The following is a 17,857-nucleotide window of genomic DNA, read 5'->3' as shown; positions in this document are numbered from 1 at the left end:
ATCTTCTAAAAAGAATTTTTGCAATAAAGTGGTATATATATATACTTTTCTCAGAAAGTTATAAGAATATAAAGTTATAAAAAATTATTTTTGTTGAAATGATTATAATACTGCATATAAATGTATAAATATAATAAAAGAAATGAAATAATTAATCGCAAGATTGCCGTGGAAATAAATGATATCTTGTCAAAATAAAAATATAATGATAAAATAATTTTGAAATTAAATTAAATAAGAAAAAGGAAGAGGGGATAACATGGAACTTGCAAAAAATCAAGGTGAAGAACAAAAGATGAAACATCCACCAGGGCTGTATATGCTTTTCATGGTAGAGATGTGGGAAAGATTCAGTTACTATGGTATGAGAGCTTTACTTGTAATGTATCTAACAGGAACACTAGTATCTGGTGGTTTGGGATTTGATAAAGCTTCAGCAATGAGCTTATATGGTACATTTACATCTTTAGTTTATTTAACTCCGCTAGTAGGTGGATATTTATCAGACAGATTCTTAGGACAAAGATTAGCTATCACAATAGGTGGTGTAACGATGGCAGCTGGACAATTTGCATTGTTCGCAAGCCAAACTAAGGGTGCGCTATATTTAGGATTATTTTTACTTATAATAGGAAATGGTTTCTTTAAACCAAACATTTCAGCTATAGTTGGACAACTATATCCAGATGGAGACAAGAGAAAAGATGCTGCCTTTACTATATTCTATATGGGAATAAACGTAGGTGCATTTATCGCTCCACTAGTATGTGGTACTTTAGCAGAGCAAATATTCGCAGTTAGACAAGGCGGAGAAATTATACACTACGGATTTAGATATGGTTTCTTAGCAGCTGCTATAGGAATGGTTTTAGGACAAGTTATATTCAACTTATTAGGAAATAAGTATCTAGGTGACATTGGAAAAAAACCAGTTACAAAAGCGAAAAATAACGACGATAACTCAGAAGATACTAATAGACCACTTACAAAGAAAGAAAAAGAAAGAACTGCAGTTATATTTATATTAGCAGCTTTCGTTATATTCTTCTGGACAGGTTTCGAGCAAGCAGGAAGTTCATTAACAATATACACTAAGGACTTTATTGACAGAAATGCATTTGGAACAGAATTACCAGTTTCTTGGTTCCAATCATTAAACCCAGTATTCATAGTAATTTTTGCACCAATAATAGGAAAGCTATGGATTAGTTTAGCTAAGAGACCACAAGGGGATATGAGTATTCCTAAAAAGATGGCTTCTGGTTTAGTTCTTTTAGGTCTTGGTTTCTTATTAATGGTAGGAGCTGTTTTACAAAGAGGAGATGCAGGTGATAACGTAGCTGTAAAAGCTAATATGTTATGGCTTGTTGGAGCTTATTGGTTCCATACTATTGGAGAACTTTGTTTATCACCAGTAGGACTTTCAATGGTAAGTAAACTAGCACCAAAGAAATTCTTATCATTACTTATGGGAGTTTGGTTACTAAGTTCATCTGTTGCTAATAAACTAGCAGGAGTATTAGCTGGATTTATGGATCAATTAGGACACTTACAAATATTTGGTGGAGTTGCAGTTGCCGTTATACTTTGTGGTGGTATACTACTTACTCTTAACAAAAAACTTTCATCTATGATGGAATAATATACAGTGATATAGGTCGCGGATAGTAAGGATAAATCCTTACTAAATCCGGGGCCTTTTTTTATATTTCTTTAATTAAAGCTTATTTTTATCAATTATAAAGGTATTGTTTTTATAATAAACTTAAGCTTTAAATTTAAGATTCTAAGTTTATTTGTCGAAAACAATCCGTTGTATTTGAAAAAGTATTCTATTATTATTGAAAACCTTATCATTTTTGAAAGTTATTAAATTTAAATAAAAGTTTACTAAAAATTTAACAATCTTTATGAAGCTATAATATAATTTGCTGATATGAAAAAAATGTCGAAAAATGCTTTAAATATTTATTAGATAGGAAGAATAACTTAAAGATCCTATAAATAATATATAGAGTCTTAAATTATTTATCAAAATTTTTTGAATAAAAAATAAAAAATACTTTGCATTGGATGATAAATTTATGATAATATAAGAGCAGATAGGAATTCATGGAAATTAATTTTGAACTAATTTGATCTAAAGTAAATAATTGTAATAGATTATATCTGTAATTTCAAACAACATGCTGATATAAATTGTATTTATATCTTAATAAAAACCCATCTGAAATTTATAATAAATACATAAAAAAATTAAAAAAATAAGTGTTTTAAGAAATAAATATAGGATTAGACTTGAGTATTCTTAATTTTATAGAGTTAAATGTTTATTTTTTAACATTTTTGTTTGTTAATCTTTTCTTTTTAATAGAAAAGGATTATAATTATAATTGTGGACATACAATTTTTTTCAATTAATATAAAAAATAGGGTTTTAGGTAATATTAGGGATTGACTAAAATTATACAGTTAATCCTACAAGGAGGGAATTATTAATGAGTGAAAAATTACTTTCCATTGACCAAACTACAATTCAAATGTTGGACAAGGCTAAAAATGAAGGTTTGGAAACAGCTTGGGACAGAAAAGTGGCTCAAAAAGCAGCTTGTGGATTCGGTTCCGCTGGTGTGTGCTGCAGAAACTGTACTATGGGACCTTGTAGAGTAAGCCCAGTTCCTGGAAAAGGTGCTGAAAGAGGTATCTGTGGAGCTACTGCAGATGTTATCGTATCCAGAAACTTTGCTAGAATGGTAGCTGGTGGAGCAGCAGCTCACTCAGACCATGGTAGAAGTATAGTTCTTGAATTATTACATGCAAGTCCAGAAGGAGCTATAAAAGTAAAAGATGAAAAGAAATTAATGAAGGTTGCTTCAAGATTTGGAATTGAAACTGAAGGCAGAGATGTATATGATATAGCTCATGAGCTTGCTCAAACAGGATTAAAAGATTTTGGTAGACAAGAGGGACATATGGTTCTACCACCAACAGTTCCACCACAAAGAAAAGAAATATGGGAAAAGTTAAATCTAGTTCCTAGAGGATTTGATAGAGAAGTTGTTGCAATCATGCACTCAACTCATATAGGATGTATGGCAGATGCTGAAGAAATGCTTAAAATGTCATTAAGATGCGGACTAGCAGATGGATGGTTAGGATCATATATGGCAACAGAATTCAGTGACATAATGTTTGGAACACCTCATGCACGTCCTACTGAAGCAAGTCTAGGAGTTCTAGAAGACAACCAAGTAAATATAGTTTTACATGGACATGAGCCAGTACTTTCAGAAATGATAGTTGCAGCTGCAGAAATGCCAGAAATAATCGAATTAGCTAAATCAGTAGGAGCAGATGGAATAAACCTTTGCGGTATGTGTTGTACAGCTAATGAAGCAACAATGAGACATGGTGTTAAACTAGCTGGTAACTTTATGCAACAGGAATTAGCAGTAGTTACTGGAGCAGTAGAAGCAGTAGTTGTTGACGTACAATGTATATTCCCAGCACTTGCTAAATTAACAGAAAGCTATCATACTAAATTTATAACTACTTCACCAAAGGCTCGTATCACAGGAGCTGTTCATATGGAAATGGATGAAGAATCACCATTAGAAACAGGTATAGCTATAGTAAAAGAAGCTATAATGAACTTCAAAAACAGAGACAAGAGCAAGGTTATGATACCTGATATTAAAACTAAAGCAGAAGTTGGATATAGTGTTGAAGAAATATTAAATAAATTAGATGGAGTTGTAAACTCACACATAGGACCAATGCAATCAACTAAACCTCTTGCAGACGTTATAGTTGCTGGAGTAATAAGAGGAGCAGCTGGTGTAGTTGGATGTAACAATCCAAAAACTGTTCACGATGAAGGACATATTGAAGTAATAAAAGGCTTAATTAAGAATGATATAATAGTTGTTGTTACTGGTTGTGCAGCTCAAGCAGCAGCTAAACACGGTTTACTTTCAAAAGAAGCAAAAGAACTTGCTGGCCCAGGACTTAAGAAAGTATGTGAATTAGTTGATATTCCACCAGTACTTCACATGGGTTCTTGTGTAGATATCAGCCGTATCTTAGAATTAGTTGGAACAACTGCTATTCATTTAGGAGTAGATATAAGTGATCTACCAGTAGTTGGTGTAGCTCCAGAATACATGTCAGAAAAAGCTTTATCAATAGGATGCTATGTTGTAGCATCAGGTATAGATACATGGCTTGGAGTAGCTCCTCCAGTTACAGGTAGTCCAGAAGTTGTGGACATACTAACTAACAGAATGGAAGAGTGGGTGGGAGCTAAATTTACAGTAGAACCAGATCCACATAAGACTGTTGAACAAATAGTTGCTAGAGTTAATGAAAAACGTAAAAAGATAGGAATCTAAAACCAGAAGTTTATACTTATTTCAGAATGAGAATAGAAAAAGTCTATTCTTATTCTGAATGAACTATTAATATAATAAGTGAATTGCAGTGAATTATATAAGGCAATTATTGTAGCAAATAAGGAGGGTCTACACATGAAAATGAAAGTGGCGATAACGGGAAAAGGTGGTGTAGGTAAAACTACATTCTCAGCCATATTAAGTAGGATATATGCAGAAGAAGGATATAAGGTTTTGGCAGTAGATGCTGACCCTGATCCTAACTTAGCCTTGGCTTTAGGTTTCCCAGAGGAACTAATGGATGAAATTGTTCCAATATCAGAGATGAAAAAGTTAGTTGCAGAAAGAACAGGTTCAACTCCAGGAGCCTTTGGTAAAATGTTTAAAATAAATCCAAAGGTTGATGATATACCAGAAAGATACTGTAAAGAACATAATGGTGTAAGACTTTTAACTATGGGAACAGTAGACACTGGTGGGACAGGCTGCATATGCCCAGAAAATGTTCTTCTTAAAAAGCTTACTTCACATCTAATTCTTCAAAATAAAGATATTGTTATAATGGATATGGAGGCTGGTATAGAGCATTTAGGAAGGGGAACTGCCCAAGGTGTAGATGTATTTATCGTTGTTGTAGAACCTGGAATAAGAAGTATTCAAACTTACAAGCATGTAAGAAGGCTTGCTAAGGATATAGGTATAGATAAAATTTTTGTAGTAGCTAATAAAGTTAAAAATGAAGAAGATGAAAAATATATACTCCAGAATGTAGACGAGGGAGCTTGTCTTGGATTCATACATTATAAGGACGCTGTAGGAAGTTCTGATAGAGTTAATCAATCTCCTTACGATTCTAATAAGGATACTGTTGAGGAGGTAAGAAAAATAAAAGAAAAATTAGAGATGGGGGTATTTTAAATGGGATTTAAATCCGATATCGAAATAGCACAGGAGTGTAAACTACAAGACATAAGGGAAATAGCTTCAAAATTAGGTTTTACTGAAGATGATATTGAACTTTATGGAAAGTATAAGGCTAAAGTAGATTATAATCTTTTAAAGAAAACTCCTTCAAAAAATGCAAGACTTATTCTTTGTACAGCAATAAATCCAACACCAGCTGGTGAAGGAAAAACTACTACTTCAATTGGTGTAGCAGATGCTTTATCAAAAATAGGTAAAAATACAATAGTTGCATTAAGAGAGCCATCACTCGGACCAGTATTTGGTGTTAAGGGTGGAGCTGCAGGTGGCGGATACGCTCAAGTTGTTCCAATGGAAGATATAAACCTACACTTTACAGGAGATTTCCATGCTATAGGAGCAGCTAATAACTTGTTAGCAGCAATGGTTGACAATCATATTTATCAAGGAAATGCATTAGATATAGACCCAAGAAGAATTGTTTGGAGAAGATGTGTTGACATGAACGACAGACAATTAAGATTCGTAGTAGATGGTATGGGTGGAAAAGCTAATGGAATGCCTAGAGAAGATGGTTTTGATATAACTGTTGCTTCAGAAATAATGGCTATATTCTGTTTATCAAATGATATAAATGACTTAAAAGAAAGATTAGCTAGAATAGTTGTAGGATATACAAGAAAAGGAGAACCAGTAACAGCTGGTCAAATTAATGCTCAAGGTGCAATGGCTGCATTACTTAAAGATGCATTAAAGCCAAACCTTGTTCAAACACTTGAAGGAACACCAGCATTTGTTCATGGTGGACCATTTGCGAACATTGCTCACGGATGTAACTCAATAATGGCTACAAAGATGGCTACTCATTTTGCTGATTATGTAGTTACAGAAGCTGGTTTCGGAGCTGACCTAGGAGCAGAAAAATTCTTAGATATTAAATGTAGAATGGCTGGATTAAAACCAGATGCAGTAGTAATAGTTGCTACAGTTAGAGCATTAAAATATAACGGAGGAGTTCCAAAAGCTGAGTTAAATAATGAAAACTTAGAAGCTTTAGAAAAAGGACTTCCAAACTTATTAAAGCATGTTGAAAATATAACTAAGGTATTTAAATTACCAGCAGTAGTTGCAATAAATGCATTCCCAACTGATACAGCAGCTGAGTTAAAGCTTGTTGAAGACAAGTGTAAGGCACTTGGCGTAAATGTTAAGTTATCAGAAGTTTGGGCAAAAGGCGGAGAAGGCGGAATTGAAGTTGCTAAAGAAGTTGTAAGATTAATAGAAAGTGGAGAAAATGAGTTCCAATTCTCTTACGACACAGAACTTCCAATAAGAGAGAAAATAAGAGCTATATCTCAAAAAATATATGGAGCTGATGATGTTATATTCACAGACCAAGCTAACAAGGAAATTGATGAGTTAGAGAAAAATGGATATGGAAAGACTCCAATATGTATGGCAAAAACTCAATATTCCTTAACTGATGACCAAACTAAGCTTGGAAGACCAACAGGATTTAACATTACTGTAAGACAAGTAACAATTTCAGCAGGAGCAGGCTTTGTTGTTGCTTTAACTGGTTCAATAATGAAGATGCCAGGACTTCCTAAGGTTCCAGCAGCTGAAAGAATCGATGTTGATGAAAGTGGAGTAATAAGCGGATTATTCTAAAGAATTTTAGGGGGAACGAATAATGAAGCTAGCGGATAAAACTTGTACAGAATTTATAGAAGTTCTTGCTTCAAAAGCAGCAGTACCTGGTGGTGGCGGGGCTGCAGCATTAACAGGTGCGATAGGAATGGCACTTGGAAGCATGGTTTGTAATTTGACAATAGGAAAGAAAAAATTCGTTGAGTACGAAGAAAAGCTACAAGGCATATTAAATAGAGCTGGAGAGTTACAACAAGAACTTCTCAAAATGATAGATGCAGATGCAGAATGCTTCTTACCTTTATCAAAGGCTTATGGAATGCCTAAAGATACAGATGAGCAGAAAAAACTAAAGGAAGAAACTTTAGAGAAATGCTTAAAAGATGCCTGTGAGGTTCCTGTATCTATAGTTAAATTAGCCTATGAGTCAATTAAACTTCATGAAGGATTAGTTGACAACTGCTCAATGTTAGCTATAAGTGACGTAGGGGTAGGAGTGCAGTGTTTAAGAGCTGCTATAATCGGTGCTCAATTAAATGTAATAATCAACATAAATTCTATTAAAGATGTAGATTATGTTGAAAAAGTAAAAAAAGAAACAGAACCTCTAATAGAAGAGGGAGTTAAACTTTGTGATGAAGTTTATGAAAAGGTAGTAAAAGCACTTTCTAAGTAGTGCATTGTGGCACGGCTTCAGAGAAAAGCTTTTTTCTCTGAAGAGTGCTTACACATATAATTACTTGAGAATTTTAGTGTGAAGGAGATTATAAGTATGGGTCAGTTAATTAAAGGAAAACCAGTTGCAGATGCAATAAGTGCAGCATTAACTAAAGAAGTTGAAGAATTAAAGGTAAAGGGTATTGTGCCAAAGCTAACAATAGTTAGAGTTGGAGCCAACGGAAGTGACCTTGCTTATGAAAGAGGAGCTTTAAAAAGATGTCAGTCTATAGGAATAGCGACAGAAGTTAAAGAGCTTCCAGAAGACATATCTCAAGATAAGTTCATAGAAGAATTAAAAAAGGTAAATGATGATAAATCTACTCACGGAATACTAGTTTTTAGACCTTTCCCAAAACAACTAAGCGAAAGCGTTATTAAATATGTAATTGCACCTGAAAAAGATGTTGATTGTTTCAGCCCTGTAAATGTAGCTAAGGTTATGGAGAACGACCAGACTGGCTTTGCACCATGCACTCCATCAGCTGTTATTGAAATTCTTAAGCATTACAATGTTCCTATGAAGGGCAAAAAGGCTGTAGTTATAGGAAGATCAATGGTAGTAGGAAAACCAGTATCAATGTTGCTTTTAAACGAACATGCTACAGTTACTATATGTCATTCAAGAACTGAAAATATGCCAGCAGTATGCTCAGAAGCTGATGTCTTAATAGTGGGGATAGGTAAGGCAAAGATGATAGATTCAGCTTATGTAAAAGAAGGAGCAGCAGTTATAGATGTTGGTATAAATGTTGATGAACAAGGAAATCTTTGTGGAGATGCTGATACTGATGACTGTGTAAATAAGGCTTCAGTGATAACACCAGTTCCAGGTGGAGTAGGAGCGGTTACTACTTCAATACTTGCTAAACATGTTGTAAAAGCATGTAAGCAGCAAAATAACCTATAAGCATTTATAAATTGGGGGAATAAAAATGATTATTTCAGAAAAAAAGCCTTTTGAAGAAGTAATTGACTATTTAAAAGATAGTCAAAAAGTTGTTTTAACAGGTTGTTCCTTATGTGCATCCACATGTAAAGTAGGTGGAGAAGAGGAAGTTTTAGCTATGAAAGCTAAGCTAGAAGAGAACGGAAAAACAGTTTTAGGATATAAAATATTAGATCCTTCTTGTAATTTGCTTAAAACTAGAAAAGACTTAAAAGCTTTAAAGGATGAGTTAAAAGAAGCTGATGCAGTTTTATCTTTAGCTTGCGGGGATGGAACTCAGACTGTTGCAAAGCTTGTAAAAAATTCAGTTTACCCTGCTAATAACACATTGTTTATAGGCGAAGTAGAGAGAGTTGGCCAGTATGCAGAAGCTTGCAGAGCTTGTGGAAGCTGTCAGCTTGGCTGGACTGGGGGAATATGTCCAGTAACAATGTGTGCAAAGGGTCTTTTAAATGGAGCTTGTGGTGGAGCAAGAGATGGAAAGTGTGAAGTTGATCCGGAAAACGATTGTGCATGGATAGCAATATACAATAAGTTAAAGGAACAAGATAAGCTTGAAAATCTAGTAGAGATAAGAGAGCCAAGAGATTATCAAATTAGTGCACATCCAAGAAAAATAGATTTAAAAGATAAGTAATTATAACTAAGGGGGATTATGAAAAATGAGTCTATTGAAAGAAGCTTTTGAAAGAGGAGATTTTGCTGTTACAACAGAAATGGCTCCTCCAAAAGGTACAAATCTTTCCCATCTAATAGAATGTGCTAAAGCGGTAAAAGGAAGAGTTCATGGGGTTAACGTTACAGATTTCCAATCTGCTACATTAAAAGCTACCTCCTTAGCAACATGTAAGGTTTTAAAAGATGCAGGACTTGAGCCTGTGCTTCAGGTGACAGGAAGAGATAGAAATAGAATAGCTATACAGGGGGAGTTATTATCTGCTGGGGTTTTTGAGATAGAAAACGTTTTAGCTCTTACTGGAGACTATACTATGACAGGAGATCATCCAGGTGCTAAGCCAGTTTATGATTTAGACAGTGTAAGCATACTTCAGGTAGCTAGCACTTTATCCAGTGGAAAGGATATGTCTGGCAATGAGTTAAATGGAAAGCCAGATTTCTATCTAGGAGCCTGTGTAACACCAAGATATGAACCTTTAGAGGTACAAATACTAAAAATGGAAAAGAAAATAAAGGCTGGTGCTAGGTTCTTCCAAACACAAGCTGTATTTGACATAGATACTTTAAGAAATTTTAGAGAGAAGACTAAGCATTTAGACGCAAAACTAATGCTAGGTATTATACCTCTAAAATCAGCTGGAATGGCTAAATATATGAATAAAAATGTTCCAGGCATATTTGTTCCAGATGAATTAATTGAAAGAATGAAAAATGCTGAGGACAAGGTAAAAGAGGGTATTAAAATATCCGGTGAATTTATAAAACAAGCAAAAGCTGAAGGGCTTTGTGATGGTATTCATATAATGGCAATCGGGGCGGAAGAGAATGTGCCATTTATATTAGACGAAGCAGGATTATAAAAAAGGGGCGATTTAAATGAAGATAGTTGTTGTTGGTGGGGGTCCAGGTGGATATGTAGCTGCATTAAAAGCTGCAATGTTAGGTGCTGAAGTTACTGTAGTTGAAAAGGGTAAAGTTGGGGGAACTTGCTTAAATGTAGGATGTATACCTACAAAAGCTTTACTTGCTTGTTCAGACGTATTAAATCATGTTAGAGAAGCTAAAAAATTCGGCATTACTATAGAAGGGGATATAAGTGCTGATTTTGCAACTATAGTAGAAAGAAAAGAAAAAGTTGTTACTCAGCTTGTAAAAGGAATTGAATACCTATTTGAAAGCAGAGGAGTAAAACTTGTAAGAGGACTTGGAAGATTAGTAAGTAATAAGGAAGTTGAAGTTACAAAGGAAGATGGAACAAAGGAAAGTATACCAGCAGATAAGATAATTCTTGCTACAGGTTCTGTGCCAGTAGTTCCAAGATTCCTTCCTTATGACGGAAAGAATGTAATGACTTCTGATGAAATTTTAAATCTAAAAGAACAACCAAAATCAGTAATTGTTGTTGGTGGCGGTGTAATAGGCTGTGAAATAGGACAGTTCCTACATAGACTCGGAACTGAGGTTAAAATAGTAGAAATGTTACCACAATTATTACCTCTTGAAGACGAAGATACAGCAAAAATACTACAAAGAAGCTTTAAACAAGAAAAGATAAAGTTCTTTGTAGGTGATGGTATCTCAACTGTAGAAGTTGGAGAGGACAAGGTCGTTGCAACTTTAGCTAGTGGTAAGAAAGTAGAAGCAGAAAAGATGCTTGTAGCTATTGGCAGAAGAGCATATACAGAAGGTCTTGGATTAGAAGAACTAGGAATGCAAATGGATAGAGGTAAAGTAATAGTTAACGAGTGTTTGGAAACTAATGTAGAAGGCGTTTATGCAATAGGCGATTTAACTATAAGTCCTGATTTAGCTCATGTAGCTTCAAGACAAGGTATCGTAGCTGTAGAAAATGCTGTTCTAGGCAAAAATAAGAAAGTTAGCTATAAAGCTATACCAGGATGTGTATTTACAGAACCAGAAGTTGCTTCTGTTGGTATGAAAGAAAAACAAGCAAAAGATGCTGGAATTAATTACAAGGTAGGAAAATTCGATTTTAGAGGACTTGGAAAAGCTCAAGCTATGGGTAAAATACAGGGATTTGTAAAAGTAATTACAGATGAAAAAGATGTAATTATTGGTGCAGCTATAATCGGAGAAAGAGCAGCAGACATGCTTGGAGAATTAACAGTAGCTTGTGAACTCGGCTTAACAGCAGAACAAGTAGGAGAAGTAATTCATCCACATCCAACTTTATGTGAAGGAATTATGGAAGCACTTCATGATGTTCATAAACAATGTGTTCACTCAGTAGACTAACAGCATAGGGCTTTAGCCCTATGCATAGCGATAAAGGGAGGTTGTACTATGGGATATAAAATAGCTGTAGCAGGTAAAGGCGGCACTGGAAAAACTACTTTAACAGGTCTTTTAATTGATTACTTAGTTAAAAAAGGTAATGGACCTATCTTAGCAGTTGATGCAGATGCCAATGCCAATTTAAATGAAGTATTAGGTGAAGAGATAGAAGCCACTATAGGAGAGATAAGAGAAGATGTAAGTCAAAGATCACTTGATCAAAACTTCCCAGGAGGAATGTTAAAGGCTGATTACCTAAAGTATAGGTTGAATACTGCCGTAACAGAAGGAAACGGCTATGACATGATAGTTATGGGAAGGTCCCAAGGAACAGGCTGTTATTGTTATGTAAATGGGGTACTAAAGTCCCAAATAGATTCTCTTTCAGGAAATTATAATTACCTGATTATTGATAATGAGGCAGGTATGGAGCATTTAAGTAGAAAAGTAGTTGAAGATATAGACACTTTATTTTTAATAAGTGACTGTTCTAGAAGAGGAATCCAAGCTGTTGGAAGAATAAGAAGATTAGTTGATGAGTTAAAACTAAAAGTAGGACAAATTTTTCTTATAGTTAATAGAGCACCAGAAGGTAAGTTAAATGAAGGAACAATGGAAGAAATAGAAAAGCAAGGTTTAAATTTATTAGGTGTTGTACCAATGGACCCTATGGTGTATGAATATGATACTAGCGGAAAGCCTCTTGTTGAAATGCCAGAGGATTCCATGTCTAAAAAAGCATTAAATGATATTTTATCAAAAATTGAATTTAAAAAGTAGTTTAAGGAGGCATTAAGTTATGTTCAAAAAAACAGTACAGAAGTTCTCAGGTAAGATTTGTGAAGTTGAAATCGGAACTGGAGAAAAAGCTATAAAGTTAGGTGGAGAAAGCACACTTGCATTCCATAGCTTTGATGGAAATGTAGGAAATGCTCCAAAGGTTGGTTTAGAAATATCAGACGTATATCCAGAAGAGTGGATAGAATCATTAAAAGCTCTTTACAGTGATGTAAGCAAAGATCCTGTTGCATGGGCAAAGTTTGTTGAAGAAAAATATTCTCCAGACTTCATTTGCTTAAAATTAGATAGTGCAGATCCAAACGGATTAAATAAGCCTGTTGAAGAAAGTGCTAAAGCTGCTAAGGCTGTAGCAGAAGCTATAAAAACTCCTCTAGTAATAGCAGGAACAGGTAACCATGATAAGGATGCTAAGCTTTTCGAAAAAGTTGCTCAAGAATTAGATGGACATAATGTTCTTTTACTAGCTGCAGTAGAAGATAACTATAAGACAATAGCAGCTGCTGGTACAATGGCTTATAACCATAAAGTTGCAGCAGAGTCTTCTGTTGATATAAACCTTGCAAAACAAATAAATATATTAGTTAATCAGTTAGGTGTTCCTAATGAAAAGATAGTTGATAACATAGGTTCTGCAGCAGCAGGCTATGGTTATGAATATGTTATCTCAACTTTAGATAGAGTAAGACTAGCTGCTCTTGGACAAAATGACAAAACTCTTCAAGTGCCAATAATAACACCAGTTTCTTTTGATACTTGGAAGGTAAAGGAAACAGTTGAGTTAGAATCAGATTCACCACAATGGGGATGTCAAGAGGATAGAGGAATTGCTATGGAAATAGCAACTGCTACAGGAGTTTTAGCATCAGGATCTAACGCTGTAATCTTACGTCATCCAAAATCAGTAGAGACAATTAGAACATTCGTAAATGAGTTAATAGGTTAATAAAAATATAAATTTATACTGGGATTAGGTAAGGGAGGATTCAAAATGGCTTTAACAGGATTAGATATATTTAAATTAACACCAAAAAAGAATTGTAAAGATTGTGGTTTTCCAACATGTTTAGCATTCTCAATGAAGGTTGCTGCAGGTGGAGCAGAAATAGGAAAATGTACACACATGAGTGCAGAAGCTATAGAGAAGTTGTCAGAAGCTACAGCACCATTAATGAAAACTATAACTATCGGTAAAGACGAAAATGAATATAAATTTGGTGGAGAAACTGTTTTATTCCGTCATGAAAAGACTTATGTAAATAGAAATAGATTTGCAGTATTATTATCAGATAGCATGGATGATGCTGAAATAGACTCAAAGATTCAACACATGAAAGATGTTAACTATGTAAGAATCGGAGAAGAAATGAAGGTTGAATTTGCTGCATTAAAATATGCTGGCAATAAAGATAAGTATGTTGCTTTAGTTAATAAAGTGAAAGCAAGCGGATTAAAGGTAGCTTACATACTAATTTGCGAAGACGTTGCTGTTGCAAAGGAAGCTCTTGAATTAGTAAAAGCTGAAAATCCTATGATGTATGGTGCTAACAAAGAAAACTTCAAGGAAATGGTTGAGCTTGTTAAGGCTGACAACATTACTTTAGGAGTAAAAGCTGATGATTTAGAAGCTTTATATGGATTAGTAGAGGAAATACAAAAATTAGGATACAAGAATTTAGTACTTGATCCAGGATCAAGTTCAGTAAAAGAAGCATTTGAAAATACAGTTCAAATCAGAAGAATGAATCTTCAAGGACAGGATAGAACTTTTGGATATCCTTCAATCTTATTCGTAGATGAGCTTTCAAAAGGCGACAAGTTTATGGAAGTAGCTTTATCTACACTATTCACTATGAAGTATGGCTCAATAATAGTTTTACGTGATATGGATTATTCTAGAGCGCTACCATTATATGGTCTTAGACAAAATATCTTCACTGATCCTCAAAAACCAATGAGAATAGAACCAAATCTTTATGGAATAAATAACCCAGATGAAAATTCTCCAGTATTATGTACAGTTGACTTTGCTTTAACTTACTTCGTAGTATCTGGTGAAGTTGAAAGATCTAAAGTGCCTGTATGGATGGCAATTCCAGACGCAGGTGGATATTCTGTTCTTACTTCTTGGGCAGCTGGTAAATTTACAGCTAGCAGCATAGCTAAGTTCATAAAAGAAAACGGAATAGAAGAAAAAGTTAAGAGCAGAAAACTTTTACTTCCAGGAAAAGTTGCAGTTCTTAAAGGTGACTTAGAGGAAAACTTACCAGGATGGGAAATAATAGTTGGACCAGCAGAAGCTATGTTCCTTCCTAAGTTCTTAAAAGAATTAACAGCAAAGTAATTATTAAGATAAATTAAGTTTGAGAATCGGGATTTCTCGATTCTCAAATAAAAAATAAAAATGTATTAAGGCTATCTTTAAAATTTAAAGTTAAAATGGGAGGGTATTTGACCATGGATAAATTTTTAATCATAGGCGAAAGAATTCACTGTATATCACCAGCTATTAGAAAGGCTATAGCAGAAAGAAATCCAGAACAAATTATAAAAAGAGCAAAAGAACAGTTAGATGCAGGTGCTCATTATATAGATTTTAATATAGGACCAGCAGAAAAAGACGGAGAAGAAGTAATGCAATGGGGAGTTCAATTACTTCAAAAAGAGTTTGACAATGTTCCACTTGCACTAGATACAACAAATAGAAAGGCTATAGAAGCAGGACTTAAGGTTTATAACAGAGAAAAAGGAAAACCAATTGTAAACTCTGCAGATGCTGGTGAAAGAATCGAGAATATAGATTTAGCTGCAGAATATGATGCAATGTGTATTGCACTATGTGCAAAGGAAGGTATAACTAAAGACAATGACGAAAGAATAGCTTACTGTACAGAAATGTTAGAAAGAGCTATGGGACTTGGAATGGATCCTACAGATTTATTATTCGACCCATTATTCTTAGTAATAAAGGGAATGCAGGATAAACAAAAAGAAGTTTTAGAAGCTGTTAGAATGATAAGCGAAATGGGACTTAGAACTACTTGTGGATTAAGTAACATATCAAATGGAGCTCCAAAGGAAATAAGACCAATCATGGATGCTACATTCTGTGCAATGGCTATGCAAGCAGGACTTACTTCAGCGATAATGAACCCATGTGACAAGAGATTAATGGAAACAATTAAAACTTGTGACGTAGTAAATGGAGCTGTTCTATACGCTGATTCTTACTTAGACTTATAATACTTTAACTATAAATTTCAATAATTTAAAATTTGGGAGGGGCTAAAAAATGAATTTATTTCAAACTATATTCACTGGTTCCAAGCAGGCATTAGCAGCTGCAGAAGGTCTTGTAAGTAAAGCAGTAGAAGAAAAAGGTAGAGACCATAAAGTTGCGTTCCCTGATACAGCATATTCATTACCAGTTATTTATGCTGCTACAGGAAAGAAAATCACTAATGTAGGAGAATTAGAAAGTGCTTTAGACATAGTTAGAAGCTTAATAGTTGAAGAGGAAATGTTAGACAAAGCATTAAACTCAGGTTTAGCTACTGCTGTTGCAGCTGAAATAGTTGAGGCTGCTAAATACGTTCTTTCAGATGCTCCATATTCAGAACCATGTGTTGGTTTCGTATCAGACCCAATAATCCGTTCACTAGGAGTTCCACTAGTTACAGGAGATATTCCAGGTGTAGCAGTTGTGCTTGGAGAATGTCCAGATGCTGAAACAGCAGCAAAAATAATAAAAGATTATCAATCAAAGGGTATAATGACATTCCTAGTTGGTAAGGTAATAGACCAAGCTGTAGAAGGCAATGTTAAAATGGGTCTTGAATTAAGAGTTATTCCTTTAGGATATGATGTTACATCAGTTATTCACGTTGTAACTGTTGCAATAAGAGCAGCATTAATATTCGGTGGAGTTAAACCAGGAAACTTAGCTGAAGTTCTTCAGTACTGTTCTGATAGAGTTCCAGCATTCGTAAATGCTTTTGGACCATTAAGTGAGCTTGTAGTTTCAGCAGGTGCAGGTGCAATAGCACTTGGATTCCCTGTAGTAACTGACCAAACTGTAACAGAAGTTCCTACATTGTTATTAACTCAAAAGGATTATGATAAAGTAGTTAAAACTTCTTTAGAGGCTAGAAACATTAAGATAAAGATTACTGAGATTCCAATACCAGTTGCATTTGCAGCAGCATTCGAAGGCGAAAGAATTAGGAAGAATGACATGTTTGCAGAATTTGGTGGTAATAAATCAGAAGCTTGGGAATTAGTTATGAGTGCTGAGCTTGGAGAAGTTGAAGACCATAAAATAGAAATTATAGGACCAGACATAGATTCTATAACAAGTGCTCCAGGATTATTACCTCTTGGAATGATGATAAAAGTAGCTGGTGCTAAAATGCAAAAAGACTTCGAGCCAGTTCTAGAGAGAAGACTTCACTATTTCTTAAACTACATTGAAGGCGTAATGCACGTAGGACAAAGAAATATGACTTGGATAAGAGTTGGTAAAGAAGCATTTGAAAAAGGCTTCAGATTAAAACATTTTGGTGAAGTTGTATATGCTAAAATGTTAGATGAGTTTGGTGAAGTTGTAGATAAATGTGAAGTTACATTAATAACTGATCCAGAAAAAGCTGTACAATTTAAAGATCAATATGCTATGCCTAGATTTGCTGAAAGAGATGAAAGACTTAGCTCATTAATAGATGAAAATGTTGATACATTCTATACATGTAATCTTTGTCAATCATTTGCTCCAGCTCATATATGTATAGTTACTCCAGAAAGACTTGGTCTTTGCGGAGCAGTTTCATGGTTAGATGCTAAAGCTACACTTCAATTAAACCCAGTAGGTCCATGTCAAGAGGTTCCAAAAGAAGGTTTACTTGATGAAAGAGCTGGTATTTGGACAAAGGTAAACGAAGCGGTAGCAAATGGTTCACAAGGTGCTGTAACAGAAGTTACATTATATAGTATTTTAAATAGTCCTATGACTTCTTGTGGATGTTTCGAATGTATTACAGGTATTATGCCAGAAGCAAATGGTGTTGTTATAGTAAACAGAGAACATGCTGCTACAACTCCACTTGGAATGACATTTGGTGAACTTGCATCTATGACTGGTGGTGGAGTACAAACTCCAGGATTCATGGGTCACGGAAGAGCATTTATTCCATCAAAGAAATTCATGAAGGCAGAAGGCGGAATTGAAAGAATAGTATGGATGCCAAAAGAATTAAAAGATTTCGTAGCAGAGAAATTAAATGCTACTGCTAAGGAATTATATGGAGTAGAAAACTTTGCAGATATGATCTGTGATGAAACTATAGCAGTAGATTCAGAAGCTGTAATGGCATTCCTAGAAGAAAAAGGACATCCTGCATTAGGCTTAGATCCAATAATGTAATCAAACTAAGAAACTTAATCAAGTTGATAGTGGACT

General features: G+C 34.6%; 14 protein-coding genes. All 14 read left to right on the top strand.

Going from position 1 to position 17,857, the window contains the following annotated elements:
- Positions 1-259: 259 nt before the first annotated feature.
- The 14 genes from P8V03_RS02545 to acsB all read left to right on the top strand — a co-directional run bounded on the left by P8V03_RS02545 (position 260) and on the right by acsB (position 17,821).
- On the top strand, positions 260-1,642 hold the full coding sequence (locus P8V03_RS02545; protein WP_318796664.1) for a peptide MFS transporter: 1,383 nt from the start codon (positions 260-262) through the stop codon (positions 1,640-1,642).
- An 856-nt stretch (positions 1,643-2,498) separates the two neighbouring features.
- On the top strand, positions 2,499-4,391 hold the full coding sequence (gene cooS / locus P8V03_RS02540) for an anaerobic carbon-monoxide dehydrogenase catalytic subunit (protein WP_261671072.1): 1,893 nt from the start codon (positions 2,499-2,501) through the stop codon (positions 4,389-4,391).
- A 141-nt stretch (positions 4,392-4,532) separates the two neighbouring features.
- On the top strand, positions 4,533-5,309 hold the full coding sequence (locus tag P8V03_RS02535; RefSeq protein WP_261671243.1) for an ATP-binding protein: 777 nt from the start codon (positions 4,533-4,535) through the stop codon (positions 5,307-5,309).
- Positions 5,310-6,986: a formate--tetrahydrofolate ligase gene (locus P8V03_RS02530; RefSeq protein WP_261671071.1), complete on the top strand. Its 1,677-nt coding sequence runs from the start codon at positions 5,310-5,312 to the stop codon at positions 6,984-6,986.
- Positions 6,987-7,008: 22 nt separating this feature from the next.
- Positions 7,009-7,641, top strand: a complete 633-nt coding sequence (locus tag P8V03_RS02525) for a cyclodeaminase/cyclohydrolase family protein (RefSeq protein WP_261671070.1) — start codon at positions 7,009-7,011, stop codon at positions 7,639-7,641.
- A 96-nt stretch (positions 7,642-7,737) separates the two neighbouring features.
- The gene (locus tag P8V03_RS02520) at positions 7,738-8,592 is read left to right on the top strand and encodes a bifunctional 5,10-methylenetetrahydrofolate dehydrogenase/5,10-methenyltetrahydrofolate cyclohydrolase (protein WP_261671069.1); all 855 of its coding nucleotides are present in this window, start codon (positions 7,738-7,740) and stop codon (positions 8,590-8,592) included.
- Between the two features lie 25 nt (positions 8,593-8,617).
- Complete coding sequence (locus P8V03_RS02515; RefSeq protein ID WP_261671068.1) at positions 8,618-9,268, top strand: methylenetetrahydrofolate reductase C-terminal domain-containing protein; 651 nt, start codon at positions 8,618-8,620, stop codon at positions 9,266-9,268.
- Between the two features lie 25 nt (positions 9,269-9,293).
- On the top strand, positions 9,294-10,169 hold the full coding sequence (locus P8V03_RS02510) for a methylenetetrahydrofolate reductase (RefSeq protein ID WP_261671067.1): 876 nt from the start codon (positions 9,294-9,296) through the stop codon (positions 10,167-10,169).
- 16 nt (positions 10,170-10,185) lie between these two features.
- Complete coding sequence (gene lpdA / locus P8V03_RS02505; protein WP_261671066.1) at positions 10,186-11,565, top strand: dihydrolipoyl dehydrogenase; 1,380 nt, start codon at positions 10,186-10,188, stop codon at positions 11,563-11,565.
- Between the two features lie 48 nt (positions 11,566-11,613).
- Positions 11,614-12,384, top strand: coding sequence for an ATP-binding protein (locus P8V03_RS02500; RefSeq protein ID WP_261671065.1), 771 nt, complete (start codon positions 11,614-11,616; stop codon positions 12,382-12,384).
- Between the two features lie 19 nt (positions 12,385-12,403).
- Positions 12,404-13,348 carry an acetyl-CoA decarbonylase/synthase complex subunit delta gene (acsD, locus tag P8V03_RS02495; protein WP_261671064.1) on the top strand — a complete coding sequence of 315 codons (945 nt, stop codon included), beginning with the start codon at positions 12,404-12,406 and terminating at the stop codon, positions 13,346-13,348.
- A 45-nt stretch (positions 13,349-13,393) separates the two neighbouring features.
- On the top strand, positions 13,394-14,746 hold the full coding sequence (gene acsC, locus P8V03_RS02490) for an acetyl-CoA decarbonylase/synthase complex subunit gamma (RefSeq protein ID WP_318796663.1): 1,353 nt from the start codon (positions 13,394-13,396) through the stop codon (positions 14,744-14,746).
- A 113-nt stretch (positions 14,747-14,859) separates the two neighbouring features.
- Positions 14,860-15,645 (top strand): carbon monoxide dehydrogenase/acetyl-CoA synthase methytransferase subunit, encoded by a 786-nt coding sequence (acsE, locus tag P8V03_RS02485; protein WP_261671062.1) that lies wholly within the window; start codon positions 14,860-14,862, stop codon positions 15,643-15,645.
- 49 nt (positions 15,646-15,694) lie between these two features.
- Positions 15,695-17,821 (top strand): acetyl-CoA decarbonylase/synthase complex subunit alpha/beta, encoded by a 2,127-nt coding sequence (gene acsB, locus P8V03_RS02480; protein WP_261671061.1) that lies wholly within the window; start codon positions 15,695-15,697, stop codon positions 17,819-17,821.
- The last annotated feature ends 36 nt before the right edge of the window (positions 17,822-17,857 follow it).

The sequence above is a fragment of the Clostridium tanneri genome (genome assembly GCF_033659955.1).
In the GTDB taxonomy this organism is placed as follows: domain Bacteria; phylum Bacillota; class Clostridia; order Clostridiales; family Clostridiaceae; genus Clostridium_AM; species Clostridium_AM tanneri.
Note: the sequence above shows the minus strand (reverse complement) of the source record. Positions and strands in the feature narration are given on the sequence as shown.